Genomic DNA, 15,447 nt, shown 5'->3' with positions numbered 1-15,447 from the left:
CCTCCTAGCCCGAGCCCGGTCCGCCCTGCTCGATGCCTCGGCCCACAGTCAGTTCGCCCGCCACCCGAGCGACTATGCGCGCCGCGAAGGCGGGAGTGCGCTCGTGCGCCCTCTCGCGCAGCGCCTCCACCATCCGCCGCGACGAGGCGTCCGTCCGTTCGACCTCGGCGGCGGTCTCTTCCCGGATGCGCGCCGCGGTCTCGCTTCTGACCTCCAGGGCCCGCTCCCGCGCCGCCAGCACCGTGTCCTCGGCCCGTCGGGCTGCGGCACGGCGTCGCGCTTCCGCCTCTCGGGCGGCGGCGGCACGGATCCGGTCGGCCTCGGCCGCCGCGTCGTCCAGTTGCGAGAGCGGGGGTCCCAGTTCGGCCGTGAGCTCGGCGGACCGGTCGGCGGGGACACCCCCCGGGGCGGCCGGGCCGGGTGAACCGGCCGGGCGAAGACGTATGCGCAACTCCCGGAACCCGAGCATGAGCACCTCCGGGCCCGACGTCGGCGCTGGCCATGGCCCACTTTCCACAGTACGAAGGTCACGAAAGCCTCTCTAGGGCTGTTCGCCCTGCGGAAGGGGCCGCTCGGCCCTGTCATGGCCGATGCTGCGGCGAGACGTTGAGAACACAGGGGTCGTGGTCTCCACGCACGGTGGGAGGTAGCCATGCAGGACCGAGAGGCACAAGAACACGCCGCCGCGTCGGCGGAGGCACGGCATCGCGTGCCGCTGTTCGCCCCGTCACCGGCCGAAGAGTTCCACCGGGACATGATGGTGCGCTATCTGCAGGCCATGGCCTCCCACTCGCACTCGGCGGACGCCGCCGTCGGGACGCCGCTCCCCGCCGCGAAGACCGGAGTGGGCACGACCCGGCGCCGTGGTGAGAAGGCGGACACGATCGCGGAGCTTCAGGTACGCGACGTCATGAGGCGGTCCGTGGCCGGAATTCCCGGCGACACGCCGTTCCTGGACGTCGCCCGGATGTTGGCCCGCCGGCAGACAGGTGCCGTTCCCGTGGTGGACGCCGCCCAACGGGTGATCGGTGTGATCGCGGAGTCCGACCTCCTCGCCCGGGCGGCATCCCTCGCCGCGGGCGATCGTCCCGGCGCTTTCGCCCGGATACTGCGACCGCACGCCGCGGACGCGGGAGAGACGGCGGCCACCCTGATGACCGCGCCGGCGCTCACGGTCCAGCCCTGGACCCCGGTGATCGATGCGGCGCGCACGGCCGCCCGTTCCCGGATCAGGCAGCTGTTCGTGACCGACCACAAGGGACATCTGGTGGGTGTCATCAGCCGCAGTGAGCTGCTGCAGGCTCTGGTCAGGGACGACGCGGCCATCCGGGCGGAGGTCGTCAGCGGCGTCATCGAAGGCGAATTGGGCATTGATCCGGCACGTGTGCAGGTGCAGGTCCTGAACGGCATGGTCATGCTCAGGGGTTCACTTGACGCCGCACTGATCCCGCGGCTGAAGTCGGCGGTGGAAGAGATCGCGGATGTGGTCGCGGTGGTGGACCACCTCATCGCCGTATGAGGAGGGCCACGAGTTGGGCCTTCGGTCTCTTGGGTGATCCCCTTCACCGCGGAGCGCACCTTCTGACCGTTGGAAGCGTTCCACCTCCACGACGGCGCGCGCGACGTCGTCGAGACGCTGACGGCTGAGATCGACATCGTCCGGCCCTGCTCATCCCCCGCAGCGCCACCCTCGACCTTCGAGGCTCCGAAGGGGCCACCACGCCGCACCAATGTGATCGTCGACTCGCAGGCCCGCCTCGTCGACTGGGTACGGGCGACGCGCGGCGCCGACTGGCTCGATGCCGCGTACCGGGCCGCGCGGTCCTGAGCTGCTCATCACACAAGCCCTCCGATGTGAGCCCCTCACGCTCCTTCGGTCTGCCGAACCGGTCGTGGCCAGAGGCGTATCGGGCGTTTCGCCGCCCGGTCCTCCGTCCAGCCGGCCAGCACGACGGCCACGAGGATCAACGGCCAGGCGACGAGGTACAGGAACGCGCTCGCGGAGGACGAAGGGGCCGACCGGCCCGGGAAGGGGCCGGTCGGCCACTGCGGCTGCGCCAACAGCCGTTCCAGGGCCGGGCTGTAGGGAGATTCCCGGGAGGGGGAGATTCCTGGTGCGGCCCTCCGGCTCGATCCGCATCGGCGAGAGGGACGTGACCCTCCCTCAGTGCCTGAAGGGCCTGAGGCCCCAGCCGGCCAAGAACCGCGACATCGCGATGGTGTTCCAGAACCACGCCCTGTACCCGCACATGACGACGGCCGACAACATGGGCTTCGCCGCCAAGATCGCAGGTGCCCAAACCCCCGTGTGCAGCAGCGGGTTCAGGAGGCCGGCGCCAGCGCGTCACCATGGGACGCGCCGGCGCCCGCGAACCCCAGGTGTTCCTGATGGACGAACCGCCCTCCGACCAGGCCGAGGCCATGACCACGGGCGACGGACCGGCGGTCTCGAGTACGGGGTACGGCTCGCCGCGACTCTCAATGGTTCAGCCCCTCCCGGCCGGCCGATCCGCTTCAGGGCCTGACGGCCCCCGGGAGCGAACCGTCCGACCCTCGCCCCGACGCCCGTCCGGCGACGACCCTGGAAGTGACCGAAGTGGGGGAGTGCGCGCGGCGCAGCGATCCCCGTGTGCCGCGCCGACACCGGAGGTGCCGTATGACCGGTCCTGTCGTCGTCGGACTCGACGGCTCCCCAGCCGGCATGGCGGCCGCATGGTGGGCGGCCCGCGAAGCCGTGGACAGGCGACTGCCCCTCCTTCTCTTCCACTCCTGGACCACCCAGCCGCTCGACGTGCCTGCCGCCCATGACGCCCTGGGCAAGCAGCAGTACGGGGGACGGGCACTTCAACGGGCGGAGACCGAACTGCGCCGCCGGTGCCCCGGTCTGACCCTGACCACGGAACTGGCCTCGTCCCCCGCCGCGGAGGCACTGCTGGACCTCAGCGGGACCGCGGCGCTGCTGGTGCTCGGCTCCCGCGGACACGGATCGACGGCGAGCTTCCTGCTCGGTTCCATCAGCCTGCACGTCCTGGGGCGCGCACAGTGTCCGGCCGTCGCCGTCCGGGCCGGCGACCCCGCCGTCGAGGACGGCTGGGGGCACCCCGCTGCGGCGGACCGCGATGAGGTCGTGGTCGGCGTGGAGGAGCCGGGACCGGCCGTCGACCCCCTGCTGGACTTCGCGTTCGCCACCGCCGGGTCGCATGGGATGCGGGTGCGTGCCGTGCGGGCCCTCCCACTGTCCAGCCTGGTGCCCTACCCGCACACGCTGGCCGCCGGGCGCGCCGACAGCCGCTACGAGGCGGAGGAACGCATACGGCTAGCGGCCGCGCTCGCGCCCTGGCGGGAGAAGTTTCCCGACATCCCCGTCGTCGAACAGGTCTCGACCGGTCCAGCCGCGGCGGTGCTGTTGTACGCCACGGCGCACAGTGGACTGGTGGTCGTGGGCCGCCGACGGCATCCGTCGCACCTGACCTGGAAGCTCGGGCCGGTCGCGCACGCGGCGCTGCACCACGCGCCGTGCCCGGTCGCCGTCGTCCCGCACGACTGATACACCCGGGGCGACGGCCGGTCCCGCACGCGACGCTGCACCACGCGCCGTGCCCGGTCCCCGTTCCGACGGCCGGCACGGCGATTCGGGGCCCCAAGGGGTCTCGCTGCCGACGTCAAGCCGTCTGGGGGACCGGCGAGGCGGGAGTGAGGATCCAGTGGTCACGCAGCGGCGCCCGCAGCACATCGGCCCCGCGGCGGCCCGGAGAACCGGACGGCCCCTCCTCGGCTCGACGCCCAGCGTGGCGGCGAGGACCACCGCCACCGCTCCTGACCGCCACCGGTACGGCAGCGCACCGGTAGTCATGCACAGCAAGAGGTGCCGCGCACCCTCCGGCCACCGACATGCACGCGCCCCTCCGACTCGACCAGGCGGTGAGGAACCGCAGGTCCCCTCGCGGCCGCCGCAGGAGCGGCCCGTTCGGCACCCGCTCGGAGCCGGTCGGCCCACGCCTCGCCCGCCCGGTCCGGGGCACGGTGGGAGCAGCAGGCCATCCGGGGAGGTTGCCATGACGGAACTCGCCGCCGGCCACGGCATCGTGGTGGGCGTAGACGGGTCGGAGGCGCCCGGGGAGGCACTGCGCCGGACGACCCGGCAGGCTCACGCGCCGCACACGGACGTCGTCTCCGTGCACGTCTGGGAGCCGGCCTGCCCACGGTTCGCCCCCTGCGGCCCCGTCACGGCGCGTCCGCCGTTCGCCGAGCGGCAAGCGAGGGGGGCACAACTGCTCGCCCCGACGCTCCGCGACGTCTTCGGGGCGCGCAGCGACAGTCTCGTACGCGCGGTCGTGACGGAGGGGCCGCTCGCGCTCGGGCGCACGCCCCACGACCAGTACGACCGGACCGCGACGGGTCAAGTAGCCCGCGCTTGCCTGCGCCAGGCGACGGTCCCGTGGTCGCGGTTCCCGCCCCGCGGAGGCCCGCGTCGGCGCTCGTCGCCGCCGGGGCGCCCTCCACGGCCGGAAGCTGAACCGCACAACAGACGGCAGACTCCATGGAATTCCGCAACAGGGGTGCGGCCACACGCTGATCGTCGGGCGTCCACCGCCAAGGCACGCCCGAAGAGATCGAGGAACATCGAGGTGACGTCATGGACGTTCTGGTGGGATACGCGACCGCTCACGGCTCGACACGCGGCGTCGCCGAGCGGCTGGCCGCCCAGCTGGGCGAGGCGGGGCTGAAGGCCGAAGCGAGGAGCCTGGAGACGGTGGACGACGCCGACGCGTACCGGGCGTTCGTCCTGGGCAGCGCGGTGCACGGGCAGACCTGGCTGGATGCGGCCCACGACTTCGTGCGCGACAACCTCGACGTACTGGGCTCCCGCCCTGTGTGGATCTTCAGCGTCGGGATGCCGGGCGCGCTGCGCGGCCCCTGGAAGCGCCTGGCGCCCAAGGAGAAGCCGGTGATCGTCGAGAGGCTGCCCCGGGACCTGACGTTCCGGGACCACCGGTTGTTCTCCGGTGTCATCGCACGAGACCATCTGCCCCGAACCGGACGCATCCTGTTCCACCTGGTGGGCGGTCGGTTCGGTGACTACCGCGACTGGGACGCCGTCGACCGCTGGGCGTCCGGGATCGCCGACGAGCTGGCTCGCGGGTGACGGCGGGCCATCACCCAGCGGCCTGGAACTCATACGGACGGCGAGCACGTCGAGGACAGCGGTGAGGGCGAACGTCACCCCCATGGCCGCGACCAGCAGGACAGCGAACAGCTGCCAGAACTGCGGTGTTCGTTGGCGCCGCCGGCCTCGACGGGCTGGTCGACGGTGAGTTCGTGGTTCCGTACGAAGACCGCGTAGGACTGTTCCGCGACCGCACCTGCTTCGGGTGCTCTCGGCCGTGGTGCACGGGCGGGTCGCTCATCTCAGGAGCGGGGCCGGGTGGCCGTCGTCAGCCAGGCCAGGGCACGGCTGACGTCGGCGAGCGTGACGATGCCGACCAACCGTCCGTCGTCGATGATCAGGGCCCGGCGGTCCCTGCTCGTCTCCAGGCGGGGCAGCAGGTCCACGACCAGGTCGTCCGGGGCGGCCGTCACAACGTCGGAGATCGGACGCATCACGTCACCGATCGTGGTGGTGCTGCGGGCCCGAAGCGGAAGCTGGTTGACGAGTACGACGGTGATCAGTCCGGCTGCCGTGCCGTCCGGAGCGAGCACGGGGAAGGCGGAGTGACGGTAGTGGCCGAACGGACCTTCTGCCAGGAAGTGGGAAACGGTCGCTGTGGTGGGGACGGTGACCGGGTCACGGGTCATCACACGGCTGACGGGGATGCCGTCCAGTACGCCGCGCATCTGTGCCTGCCGTTCCTCTGAGGTCGCGGTGGCGATCAGGAACCAGCCGATCAAGGCCGGCCACAGCCCGGACAGATCGTCGGCGAACAGCACGGCCGCGAATCCGGTCACGACCATGAACCAGCCCAGCAGGCGACCCGCGGCTGTCGCGCCCCGGGTGGCCCGGAGCCGGTCGCCGGTGCGGTGCCAGATGAACGCCCGCAGCAGCCGCCCGCCGTCCAGGGGTGCGGCGGGTATGGCGTTGAAGACGGCGAGCATGACGTTGATCGCGGCCAGCCAGGCGACGGCCTCGACCACGACCCCCGATGTGTGCAGCGCGTCCAGCCACAGCGCCAGGCCGGTGAACAGCCCGCCGGCCGCCGCACTGGTGAGCGGCCCCACCGCGGCGATGCGCAGTTCCGCACCCGGTGTGGGGGCTTCGCTGTGCAGGCGTGCGACACCGCCGAGCATCCACAACGTGATGCCGTCGACCTGGACGCCGTTGTGCCGGGCGACGATCGCATGCGCCAGTTCGTGCGCCAGCAGCGAGGCCATGAACACGACGGCCGCCAGCAGCGCAAGCCCCCAGTAGACCCAGCCCGGATGGCCGGGATGGGCTTGGGGGAAACGGCCGCCCGCCAGCATGACGGCCACCAGGCCGACGATGACCAGCACACTCCAGTGCAGGCCGACGCGGACGCCGGCGATCCGCCCCAGAGGCAGTGTCTCCTTCACCGGACTCCTTGCCTTCCCCGGTACGGCTTTCCCTCACATTCACCCGGCGCACCGCACGTGGTCGAACACCTCGGCCTCACGGCACGCCCCGCACGTCACACGCCGCGCGAGATTCCGCCCGTAACCCCGCCCCGTGCCGGCCATGCGCTCCACCAGCAGTCCGGAGACGTGGGCATGCTGCACGCACACCCCGCACCCGCAGCGGTCGCACACCGCGACCGCCGGCACCGCCGTGTCCACGAGTGCGCAGTCGTAGCAGTTCACGACGCACCTCCCCTCACCGCGTTCCGCACCTTCATCGTCGGACACGGAGCGGTGACTCGGGGCGGGCCGGTCGGTCCCTTCCAGGGGACCACCGGCCGTGATTCACCGTCGTGCGGGCTGTCCGAGCACCTCGGGGCCCCTGGCCACCTTCCTCCAGCACGACACAGGTCGCCCCCCACGCGTCACGTACGTCCTGTACATTTCTTACAGACGTCGAAGGAGGGGTACGCCATGACCCGACCGTCCGCCCGCTATGTCCTGCCCGAGTTCACCGAGCGCACGAGCTACGGACACAAGTCGATGGATCCGTACTCGAAGCTGCTGGAGGAGCGGATCGTCTTTCTCGGGACCCAGATCGACGACACGTCGGCGAACGACGTGATGGCGCAGTTCATGTACCTGGAGCACAAGGACCCCGACCGGGACATCGCGCTGTACATCAACTCACCGGGCGGCTCCTTCAGCGCCATGACGGCGATCTACGACACGATGCAGTACGTCGCCTGCGATGTGGAGACGACCTGCCTGGGGCAGGCGGGGTCGTCGGCGGCCGTGCTGCTGGCCGCCGGCACGCCGGGCAAGCGGTTCATGCTGCCGGGGGCCCGCGCGGTGATCCACCAGCCGGAGGTGGCCGAGCCCCTGCAGGGACAGGCCAGCGATCTGGCCATCCAGGCCGACGAGTTGGTGCGGGTGCGGGCCCGGCTGGAGGAGATGCTCGTACGGCACACCGGGCGCAGCCCGGAGCAGGTGACCGTGGACATCGAGCGGGACAAGATCCTGGATGCCGAGGCGGCCGTGGAGTACGGACTGATCGACCGGATCATCCCGAGCCGCAGGTCCACGCTCGCGCCGCCGACCGGGCGGTGAGCGACCGGTGCTCCCACCCGAACTCCCGCCGCTGCCCGCCCTCACCCGCGCCGAGGGCGAGTTGATCGACCGTTACCTCGAGGTGGTGGACCTGCTCGGCCGTATCAACCCGGCGCACCACGGGGACACGTACCGGGGACTGCGCGCTGCCCAGGCGCTGGTGTCGAAGGCCGCCGAACTGCGCGACGCGCTGGCGCTGATGCACCAGCGGGGTGAGACCGAACTGCACGCCCCCACTCTGGGGCGGGCTCTGAGGGTCCTCGACGGCGAGCGGCGCACGGCCCGGGTCACCGTGCCGCCGCACTCCGACAGTTGACGGCCGTACGAGCGGTCCGGACGATCCGTCAATGCTTCGGAGCGTCCGGACCGGGGTTGAAACGGACCAAACGGCGTACCCCCATTTGGAGGACTCCCGGGTCCTTTTTCGCGACCGTCAAAGTTGCGCAACGCGCGTGGCCGGAGGACGGAATGGGACATTCCGTCGCTGGTCCGGGGCTCAACGAGTCCCCGACGCCTCTTCGAACAACGAGGTGTCCACCCGAACAGGCGAGTGGTGAGTAACAACACAAACCCCCGGTTCCATTGGGATTTTCGGACATCTTTGAGTCAAGATCCCTGTCTGACGACAAGCCCCCGCCACAGCGGCGGGGCGGTCCGGGTGGACGCCGAGTCCTGCCGCCGCCCGGATGACCGAGTCGACAGGAGTGGATCGGCAGGAGTGGAGGACCCAAGCACGACGGGTCGCCGGGACGGTCACGCCATGACCGGGCCGCGCAGCCCTTGGGGTGAAGCCGCGTCAGCGGCCGGGCAACTTCGCCAGCCCGAATCCGACAGGTCATCCTTCACAGGCGGCTGACGAAGGGTTGCGCATGACTGCGCTCAATCGTGTCCCGTCGCTGATGGTCCGAGCCGGTACGGCCTCGGCCCTCACCATCGCCGCTGTGGGCGGCTCCGTCGTGATACCGGGTGTCGCCTCCGACGCCGCGGCCGCGACGCCCGCGACGAAGGCACTTCAGGTAGCGGCCTCCAAAAAGGGCTCCCCGTACAAGTGGGGCGCCACCGGACCCGGCCGCTTCGACTGCTCGGGGCTCACGCTCTACTCGTACAAGAAGGCGGGCAAGAAGCTCCCTCGTACGGCAGCCCAGCAGTACAACAAGACCCACCACATCTCCGCGAAGAGCCGCAAGGCCGGAGACCTCGTGTTCTTCCACTCGGGGTCGAACGTCTACCACGTCGGTATCTACGCCGGGAAGGGGAAGATCTGGCACGCCCCCAGGACCGGGGACGTGGTGAGGCTGCAGAAGATCTGGACCAAGAGCGTCTGGTACGGCCGGGTCAGCTGACACTCCCGCGGGGCGACGGCGACCTGACCGCCCGTCGCCCCGCGGGCTGCCGCTTCAGGAGCTGCGCGCACCCGAGCCAGGGCGCGGCAGCTCCTTCGCTTCCCAAAGGCCTCTGACGCCTTCCTACGGCTCCTGCTGCCCCGCCCTGACGGGCTGGGCGGGCACAGTCCACGGGAGCTCGATGGAGACCGTCTTGCCGCCCCCTCTGGTGGGCCGCACATGCAGCTTGCCGCCGGACTCGGCGGCCAGCCAACGGATGATCACCATGCCCCGCCCGTTGTCCTGTTGGACGGCGGCGGGCAGTCGTTTGGGAAAGCGCGGATGACTGTCGGTGACGCCGATGCGCAGTTGTTCGTCACGGTCGAGTCGCAGGTCCACCGTGAAGGTGGGTGACTGCCCGAAGGTGTGCTGTACGACGTTGGTGGCGAGTTCCGAGACGATGAGACGGATGGTCTCGGCGACCTCCGTGTCGGCGGGCAGCCCCCACTCCGCCAGGGTCGTGAGGACGTAGCCGCGGGCCGCGGAGACCGACAGCGGCTCGCTCGGCAGAGTGACGGATGCTTCCAGGTGGTCTGCCATGACGACGTCGTCCCTTTCCCACGGGACCGGAGTCCGGCACGGAGCCGGTGGTTCGAGTACGGTCCCGGACTGGTGCTTCTTCGCCAGACTGCCATTACCGGGCCGGTGACGGGTGGCGATCCACCAAGATATGCATATATCTGTCGCTCGAAGCGGTGAACTCTACGACGGGAGACCGTATTGGGGCGGCCCGGAAGGAGTAAAGGAGTAGCGCATGCAGAACGGTCCCGCGGTGCGCCGCCGGAAACTGGGCGCCGAACTGCGCGCGCTGCGCACGAGCGCGGCGCTCACCAGTGGCGAGGCGGCCCGGCTGGTGGGCTGGCACCAGTCCAAGGTAAGCCGGATCGAGACCGGCGCCAGCGGTGTGAAACCGGCCGATGTGCGGTCACTCCTCGATGCCTACGGCGTCGCCGACTCCCCACTGCGGGAGTTGCTCCTGGTGTTGGCGGGGTCCGACGAGGACGGCGGCCGGCATCACTGGTGGCACGCCTATCGCGGGATCCTTCCGCCCACCTACCGGGACTTCATCAGTCTGGAGTCCCAGGCGAGCGCGATGCGCACGCTGGAGACGTCCGTGGTGCCCGGTCTGCTGCAGACACCGGAGTACGCGCGGGCGGTCACCCGGGCCGCGGTGGACGGCCTGGACGACGAGCGGCTGGACGCGCTGGTGGAGGTGCGGCTGGCCCGCCAGGACGTCCTGCGCTCCGATCCGCCGCTGGAGTTGAGCGCGGTCCTGGACGAGGCGGTGCTGCACCGGGAGATCGGCGGCCCGGATGTCATGGCCCGTCAGCGGGAGCGGCTCCTGGAGGCGGCGCTCCTGCCCCAAGTGCGGCTTCAGGTGCTGCCGTTCACTGCCGGGGCACATGTCGGCGTCACGGGACCTTTCGTAATCTTCTCATTTTCGAGCACTTCTGATCTGGATGTGGTTGTTCTCGACCACTTGACGAGTAGCCTCTACCTCGAGCGGAAAGAAGACCTCCGGGCCTATACGGAGGCCTTCGACGCCCTTCGGATCCACGCCCTTTCACCCGAGGAATCGTTGGATTACATCGCCGGGTTAGCTGACGGCGAGTAAGGAGGCACCATGTCCGCACTGCCTCGGAACGTACCTTCCCGTACCGATCTGCACGACGTGCGGTGGCTGCGCAGCAGTTACAGCACGGGAGCCAACAACTGCGTCGAGACGGCACTGCCCCGTTCCGGCCCCTGGGCCGGGCTGCTCGCGGTGCGCGACTCCAAGGACACCGCCGGACCCGCGCTGCTCTTCTCCCCCGAGAGCTGGGCGGGCTTCACGGCGGCGTTCAAGTCCTGATCAGTCCGTGATCGTGCGGCACCCGGCCGTGTCACGCCGACTCATGGTCGCGTCTCGCCGATCACCCGTACAGCGCGTGTGATCTGAGCCTCGGAGAGGTCCGCGCGGGCGGTCAGCCTGAGCCTGGAGATGCCGTCGGGCACGGAAGGAGGACGGAAACAGCCCACGGCGAGGCCTGCCGTACGGCAGTCGGCCGCCCATCGCACGGCCCCCTCCGGGGACGGCGCGCGCACCGAGACGACCGCGGCGTCCGGGCGTACCGCCTCGTGCCCCGCGGCCGTCAGCCGTGCGTGCAGTTCGGCGGCCACCGTACGCGCGCGTGCCGCCCGCTCCGGCTCGCGGCGCAGCAGCCGCAGGGCCGCGAGGGCCGAGCCCGCCGCGGCGGGGGCCAGCCCTGTGTCGAAGATGAAGGTCCGGGCGGCGTTGACGAGGTGGTCGATCACCTTGGCCGGTCCCAGTACGGCTCCGCCCTGGCTGCCGAGCGACTTGGACAGCGTGACCGTCACGACCACGTCGTCGGCACCCGCGAGCCCCGCCGCGTACGGCGCGCCCCGGCCCCCGTCGCCCAGCACACCCAGCCCGTGCGCGTCGTCGACCAGCAGCCCCGCACCCCGCTCGCGGCACGCCTCGGCGAACTCGGCCAGCGGGGCCGCGTCCCCGTCGACCGAGAAGACCGTGTCGGAGACGACGACCGCGGTGCCCTCGTGTGTCCCCAGCGCCTTGCGCACCGCCTCCGGGTCGGAGTGCGGCACGACCTGTGTGCCGCCCCGGGCCAGCCGGCAGCCGTCGATCAGCGAGGCGTGGTTGCCGGCGTCGGAGACGATCAGCGAGCCGTGCGGGGCCAGCGCGGTGACCGCGGCGAGGTTGGCCGCGTAGCCGGAGGAGAAGACCAGCGCCGCCTCGAAGCCGCAGAAGGCGGCCAGTTCGCGCTCCAGCTCGGTGTGCAGCTCGGTCGTACCGGTCACGAGCCGCGATCCGGTCGAGCCGCCGCCCCAGGTCCGCGCGGCCTCGGCCGCGCCCTCGGCGACCTCGGGGTGGTGGGTCAGGCCCAGGTAGTCGTTGCTCGCGAGATCGAGGAGCGGGGAGTCGGCCGGCCGCGGCCGCAGGGTCCGTACGAGGCCGGCGCGGCGGCGCAGCTCCGCCTGCTCGTCGATCCAGCCGAACGCCATGGCTCCTCCGGGGCTTTTGTAGGCAGTGGACAGACACTAGCCGCAGGAGGCGCACCCCATGATGTGGCAATACACACACGGTGAAGGGCACGTCTTGTTCATTCTCTCCTTGGCCCCGAGCGGGTCGGTAAGACAGGATCGGCTCTCATGGACCTGCTGAACACGCTGGTGGACAAGGGGCTTCGGCGCGAGCTGCCGACCCGCGAGGAAGCTCTGGCCGTCCTCGCCACTTCCGACGACGACGTGCTCGATGTGGTGGCCGCGGCCGGGAAGGTGCGCCGGCACTGGTTCGGGCGACGGGTGAAACTCAACTACCTCGTCAACCTGAAGTCCGGGCTGTGTCCCGAGGACTGCTCCTACTGCTCCCAGCGGCTCGGCTCCTCCACCGGCATCCTGAAGTACACCTGGCTCAAGCCCGAGCAGGCCTCGCAGGCCGCCGCCGCGGGGCTGGCCGGCGGCGCCAAGCGGGTCTGTCTGGTGGCGTCCGGGCGCGGTCCGACCGACCGTGACGTGGACCGGGTCGCGGGCACCATCAAAGCGATCAAGGAGCAGAACGAGGGCGTCGAGGTCTGCGCCTGTCTCGGTCTGCTCTCCGACGGCCAGGCCGAGCGGCTGCGCGAGGCGGGCGCGGACGCCTACAACCACAACCTCAACACGTCCGAGTCGACGTACGGGGAGATCACGACCACCCACACCTACGCCGACCGCGTCGACACGGTGAACAAGGCGCACGCGGCCGGACTGTCGGCCTGCTCGGGTCTGATCGCCGGCATGGGCGAGAGTGACGAGGACCTGGTGGACGTCGTCTTCTCGCTGCGCGCACTCGACCCGGACTCGGTGCCGGTCAACTTCCTGATCCCGGTCGAGGGCACCCCGCTGGCCAAGGAGTGGAACCTCACCCCGCAGCGCTGTCTGCGCATCCTGGCGATGGTCCGCTTCGTCTGCCCCGACATCGAGGTGCGCATCGCGGGCGGCCGCGAGGTCCATCTGCGCTCGATGCAGCCCGTAGCCCTCAACCTGGCCAACTCGATCTTCCTGGGCGACTACCTCACCACCGAGGGCCAGGCCGGCAAGGCCGACCTGGAGATGATCGCCGACGCCGGCTTCGAGGTCGAGGGTGCCGACCAGGTGACGCTGCCCGAGCACCGGGTGAACGCGGGCGGGGGCTGCGGGTCGCACGCCGGTGACGGCTGTGGTTCGCCCTCCGGTGGCGGCTGTGGGTCGCACGAGGACGCCGGGTGCGGGTCGCACGAGGGTGGCGGTGTCTGCGGTACGGCCGTCGCCGCCGCGTCCGCGGTGAACGAGCCGCGCACCGACCTGGTCGCGGTCCGCCGTCGCGGTGCCGGAACGGACCTCGCACCCAATGCCTGACCTGCCCGTCCCCGAGCTGCTGGAGCTCGACCGGCGGCACGTGTGGCATCCGTACGGGCCGATGCCAGGCCGGGTCGAACCGCTCGTCGTGGAGTCGGCGAGCGGGGTGCGGCTGCGGATGGCGGACGGCTCGGGCGAGCTGGTCGACGGGATGGCGTCCTGGTGGTCGGCGATCCACGGCTACAACCACCCGGTGCTCAACGAGGCCGCGCGCGACCAGCTCGGCCGGATGAGCCACGTCATGTTCGGCGGGCTCACCCATGAGCCCGCCGTACGGCTGGCGAAGCTCCTTGTCGACATGTCTCCTGACGGCCTGGAGCATGTCTTCCTCGCCGACTCCGGCTCGGTGTCGGTCGAGGTCGCGGTGAAGATGTGCCTGCAGTACTGGCGTTCTCTGGGCCGCCCTTCGAAGCAACGCCTGCTGACCTGGCGCGGCGGCTATCACGGGGACACCTGGCAGCCGATGTCGGTCTGCGACCCCGAGGGCGGGATGCACGAGCTGTGGACCGGGGTCCTGCCCCGCCAGGTGTTCGTGGACGCGCCACCGGCCGAGTACGAGGAGTCGTACGCCGAACAACTGCGCTCGGCGATCGCTCGGCACGCCGACGAGCTGGCCGCGGTGATCGTGGAGCCGGTGGTGCAGGGTGCGGGCGGGATGCGGTTCCACTCCCCCGCGTATCTGCGGGTGCTGCGCGAGGCGTGTGACGCGCACGACGTGCTGCTGGTGTTCGACGAGATCGCGACGGGCTTCGGCCGCACGGGCGCGCTCTTCGCCGCGGAGCACGCGGCGGTGACGCCGGACGTGATGTGCGTGGGCAAGGCGCTGACCGGCGGCTATATGACGATGGCGGCGACGCTGTGCACGGCGCGCGTGGCCGACGGCATCTCGCAGGGCGAGGTCCCGGTGCTCGCCCACGGCCCGACCTTCATGGGCAACCCCCTGGCCGCGTCCGTCGCCTGCGCGTCGATCGAGCTGCTGCTCGGGCAGGACTGGCTCGCCGAGGTCAAGCGGATCGAGGCGGGGCTGCGGGACGGGTTGACACCGGCTCTCGACATCCCGGGTGTGCAGGACGTGCGTGTCCTGGGCGCCATCGGAGTCGTCCAACTGGACCATGCCGTCGACATGAAGGCGGCCACGGAGGCGGCCGTGCGCGAGGGCGTGTGGTTGCGGCCGTTCCGCGACCTGATCTACGCGATGCCGCCGTACGTCACCGGTGACGGGGACGTGGCACGGATCGCGCGTGCGGTGTGCGCCGCGGCACGGGAAGGATGAGCATGCCGATCCTGGTGATCACGGGAACGGGCACGGAGGTCGGCAAGACGATCACGACCGCCGCCGTCGCCGCGACGGCGTCGGCGGCAGGCCGTTCGGTGGCCGTCCTCAAGGCCGCGCAGACGGGCGTACGACCGGACGAGCGCGGGGACGCCGACGAGGTCGCGCACCTCGCGGGTGCCGTCACGGCGACCGAACTCGCCCGCTATCCCGAGCCGTTGGCTCCGGCGACGGCCGCGCGCCGGGCCGGGATGACACCGGTGCACCCGCAGGACGTCGCCGAGGCCGCCACCAAGCTGGCCATCGAGCACGACCTGGTGCTGGTGGAGGGGGCGGGCGGCCTGCTCGTCCACTTCGACGAGACGGGCGGCACCCTGGCGGACGCGGCGGAACTGCTGCGGGCACCGGTGCTGGTGGTGGCGTCGGCGGGGCTGGGCACCCTGAACACCACGGAACTGACGGCCCGTGAACTGCGCTCGCGAGGCGTGGAGTTGCTGGGTGTCGTCATTGGCGGCTGGCCGAACTCCCCCGACCTGGCGATGCGTTGCAACATCACGGACCTGCCCGAGGTGGCCGGGGCGCCCCTGTTGGGCGCCCTGCCCATGGGGGTGGGGGCACTCGCCCCCGCCGACTTCCGTACGGCGGCCCCGAGGTGGCTCGCCTCGCGGCTGGACGGCACGTGGGACGCGGAGGAGTTCCGGGTGCGGGAGGCGCCGTAGC

General features: G+C 71.1%; 18 protein-coding genes and 2 pseudogenes. 14 read left to right on the top strand and 6 right to left on the bottom strand.

Annotation, left to right across the window (positions count from 1 at the left end):
* Positions 1-4 precede the first annotated feature (4 nt).
* A complete protein-coding gene (locus ACWC09_RS04990; protein ID WP_450848567.1) occupies positions 5-469 on the bottom strand; it encodes a hypothetical protein in 465 nt (154 codons plus the stop codon).
* Between the two features lie 183 nt (positions 470-652).
* On the opposite strand from ACWC09_RS04990, the gene ACWC09_RS04985 reads away from it, so the two are divergent.
* Together ACWC09_RS04985 and ACWC09_RS04980 are read left to right on the top strand one after the other, a co-directional pair.
* Entirely contained in the window at positions 653-1,519 is an 867-nt protein-coding gene (locus ACWC09_RS04985) for a CBS domain-containing protein (RefSeq protein ID WP_450848565.1), read from the top strand.
* Between the two features lie 33 nt (positions 1,520-1,552).
* Positions 1,553-1,666, top strand: a pseudogene (locus ACWC09_RS04980) (transcriptional regulator); the annotation flags it as partial.
* A gap of 197 nt (positions 1,667-1,863) precedes the next feature.
* Here the strand turns inward: ACWC09_RS04980 and ACWC09_RS04975 are convergent.
* Entirely contained in the window at positions 1,864-2,061 is a 198-nt protein-coding gene (locus ACWC09_RS04975; RefSeq protein WP_450848737.1) for a hypothetical protein, read from the bottom strand.
* Here ACWC09_RS04975 and ACWC09_RS04970 point away from each other — a divergent pair.
* The 4 genes and pseudogenes from ACWC09_RS04970 to ACWC09_RS04955 all read left to right on the top strand — a co-directional run.
* Positions 2,013-2,460, top strand: a pseudogene (locus tag ACWC09_RS04970) (ATP-binding cassette domain-containing protein); the annotation flags it as partial. The gene ACWC09_RS04975 and the pseudogene ACWC09_RS04970 overlap by 49 nt on opposite strands.
* Positions 2,461-2,656: 196 nt before the next feature.
* Positions 2,657-3,547: a universal stress protein gene (locus tag ACWC09_RS04965; RefSeq protein ID WP_450848563.1), complete on the top strand. Its 891-nt coding sequence runs from the start codon at positions 2,657-2,659 to the stop codon at positions 3,545-3,547.
* Between the two features lie 304 nt (positions 3,548-3,851).
* The gene (locus ACWC09_RS04960) at positions 3,852-4,727 is read left to right on the top strand and encodes a universal stress protein (RefSeq protein ID WP_450848728.1); all 876 of its coding nucleotides are present in this window, start codon (positions 3,852-3,854) and stop codon (positions 4,725-4,727) included.
* The gene (locus ACWC09_RS04955; protein ID WP_450848561.1) at positions 4,637-5,146 is read left to right on the top strand and encodes a flavodoxin domain-containing protein; all 510 of its coding nucleotides are present in this window, start codon (positions 4,637-4,639) and stop codon (positions 5,144-5,146) included. The genes ACWC09_RS04960 and ACWC09_RS04955 overlap by 91 nt, the downstream gene beginning before the upstream one ends.
* Before the next feature lie 263 nt (positions 5,147-5,409).
* Here the strand turns inward: ACWC09_RS04955 and ACWC09_RS04950 are convergent, their stop codons facing one another.
* Positions 5,410-6,549, bottom strand: coding sequence for a site-2 protease family protein (locus ACWC09_RS04950; RefSeq protein ID WP_450848560.1), 1,140 nt, complete (start codon positions 6,547-6,549; stop codon positions 5,410-5,412).
* Positions 6,550-6,588: 39 nt separating this feature from the next.
* Positions 6,589-6,813, bottom strand: coding sequence for a DUF2180 family protein (locus tag ACWC09_RS04945; RefSeq protein WP_450848558.1), 225 nt, complete (start codon positions 6,811-6,813; stop codon positions 6,589-6,591).
* Between the two features lie 231 nt (positions 6,814-7,044).
* Between ACWC09_RS04945 and ACWC09_RS04940 the strand changes: the two genes are divergently transcribed.
* From ACWC09_RS04940 to ACWC09_RS04930, 3 genes are all read left to right on the top strand, one after another.
* Positions 7,045-7,680: an ATP-dependent Clp protease proteolytic subunit gene (locus tag ACWC09_RS04940; RefSeq protein WP_450848557.1), complete on the top strand. Its 636-nt coding sequence runs from the start codon at positions 7,045-7,047 to the stop codon at positions 7,678-7,680.
* A 7-nt stretch (positions 7,681-7,687) separates the two neighbouring features.
* On the top strand, positions 7,688-7,996 hold the full coding sequence (locus ACWC09_RS04935) for a hypothetical protein (protein WP_450848555.1): 309 nt from the start codon (positions 7,688-7,690) through the stop codon (positions 7,994-7,996).
* Positions 7,997-8,549: 553 nt separating this feature from the next.
* Positions 8,550-9,023 (top strand): C40 family peptidase, encoded by a 474-nt coding sequence (locus ACWC09_RS04930; RefSeq protein WP_450848553.1) that lies wholly within the window; start codon positions 8,550-8,552, stop codon positions 9,021-9,023.
* Between the two features lie 123 nt (positions 9,024-9,146).
* Here ACWC09_RS04930 and ACWC09_RS04925 read toward each other — a convergent pair whose 3' ends face one another.
* Positions 9,147-9,602 (bottom strand): ATP-binding protein, encoded by a 456-nt coding sequence (locus ACWC09_RS04925; RefSeq protein ID WP_450848551.1) that lies wholly within the window; start codon positions 9,600-9,602, stop codon positions 9,147-9,149.
* A 214-nt stretch (positions 9,603-9,816) separates the two neighbouring features.
* Here ACWC09_RS04925 and ACWC09_RS04920 point away from each other — a divergent pair, with 214 nt between their 5' ends.
* Positions 9,817-10,677 (top strand): helix-turn-helix domain-containing protein, encoded by an 861-nt coding sequence (locus ACWC09_RS04920; protein WP_450848549.1) that lies wholly within the window; start codon positions 9,817-9,819, stop codon positions 10,675-10,677.
* Positions 10,678-10,686: 9 nt separating this feature from the next.
* A complete protein-coding gene (locus ACWC09_RS04915; protein ID WP_450848548.1) occupies positions 10,687-10,914 on the top strand; it encodes a DUF397 domain-containing protein in 228 nt (75 codons plus the stop codon).
* Positions 10,915-10,955: 41 nt separating this feature from the next.
* Here the strand turns inward: ACWC09_RS04915 and ACWC09_RS04910 are convergent, their stop codons facing one another.
* On the bottom strand, positions 10,956-12,083 hold the full coding sequence (locus ACWC09_RS04910; protein WP_450848546.1) for an 8-amino-7-oxononanoate synthase: 1,128 nt from the start codon (positions 12,081-12,083) through the stop codon (positions 10,956-10,958).
* Positions 12,084-12,230: 147 nt separating this feature from the next.
* On the opposite strand from ACWC09_RS04910, the gene bioB reads away from it, so the two are divergent.
* From bioB to bioD, 3 genes are read left to right on the top strand one after another with little or no spacing between them, the layout of a single operon-like run.
* Complete coding sequence (bioB, locus tag ACWC09_RS04905) at positions 12,231-13,454, top strand: biotin synthase BioB (protein ID WP_450848544.1); 1,224 nt, start codon at positions 12,231-12,233, stop codon at positions 13,452-13,454.
* Positions 13,447-14,727: an adenosylmethionine--8-amino-7-oxononanoate transaminase gene (locus tag ACWC09_RS04900; protein WP_450848542.1), complete on the top strand. Its 1,281-nt coding sequence runs from the start codon at positions 13,447-13,449 to the stop codon at positions 14,725-14,727. Before bioB ends, ACWC09_RS04900 begins: the two co-directional genes overlap by 8 nt.
* A gap of 2 nt (positions 14,728-14,729) precedes the next feature.
* Positions 14,730-15,446 carry a dethiobiotin synthase gene (gene bioD, locus ACWC09_RS04895; protein ID WP_450848540.1) on the top strand — a complete coding sequence of 239 codons (717 nt, stop codon included), beginning with the start codon at positions 14,730-14,732 and terminating at the stop codon, positions 15,444-15,446.
* The last annotated feature ends 1 nt before the right edge of the window (position 15,447 follow it).

The organism is Streptomyces sp. NPDC001617, assembly GCF_053596855.1.
The sequence above is the reverse complement of the archived record's forward strand: the minus strand, read 5'-3'. Positions and strand labels throughout refer to the sequence as shown.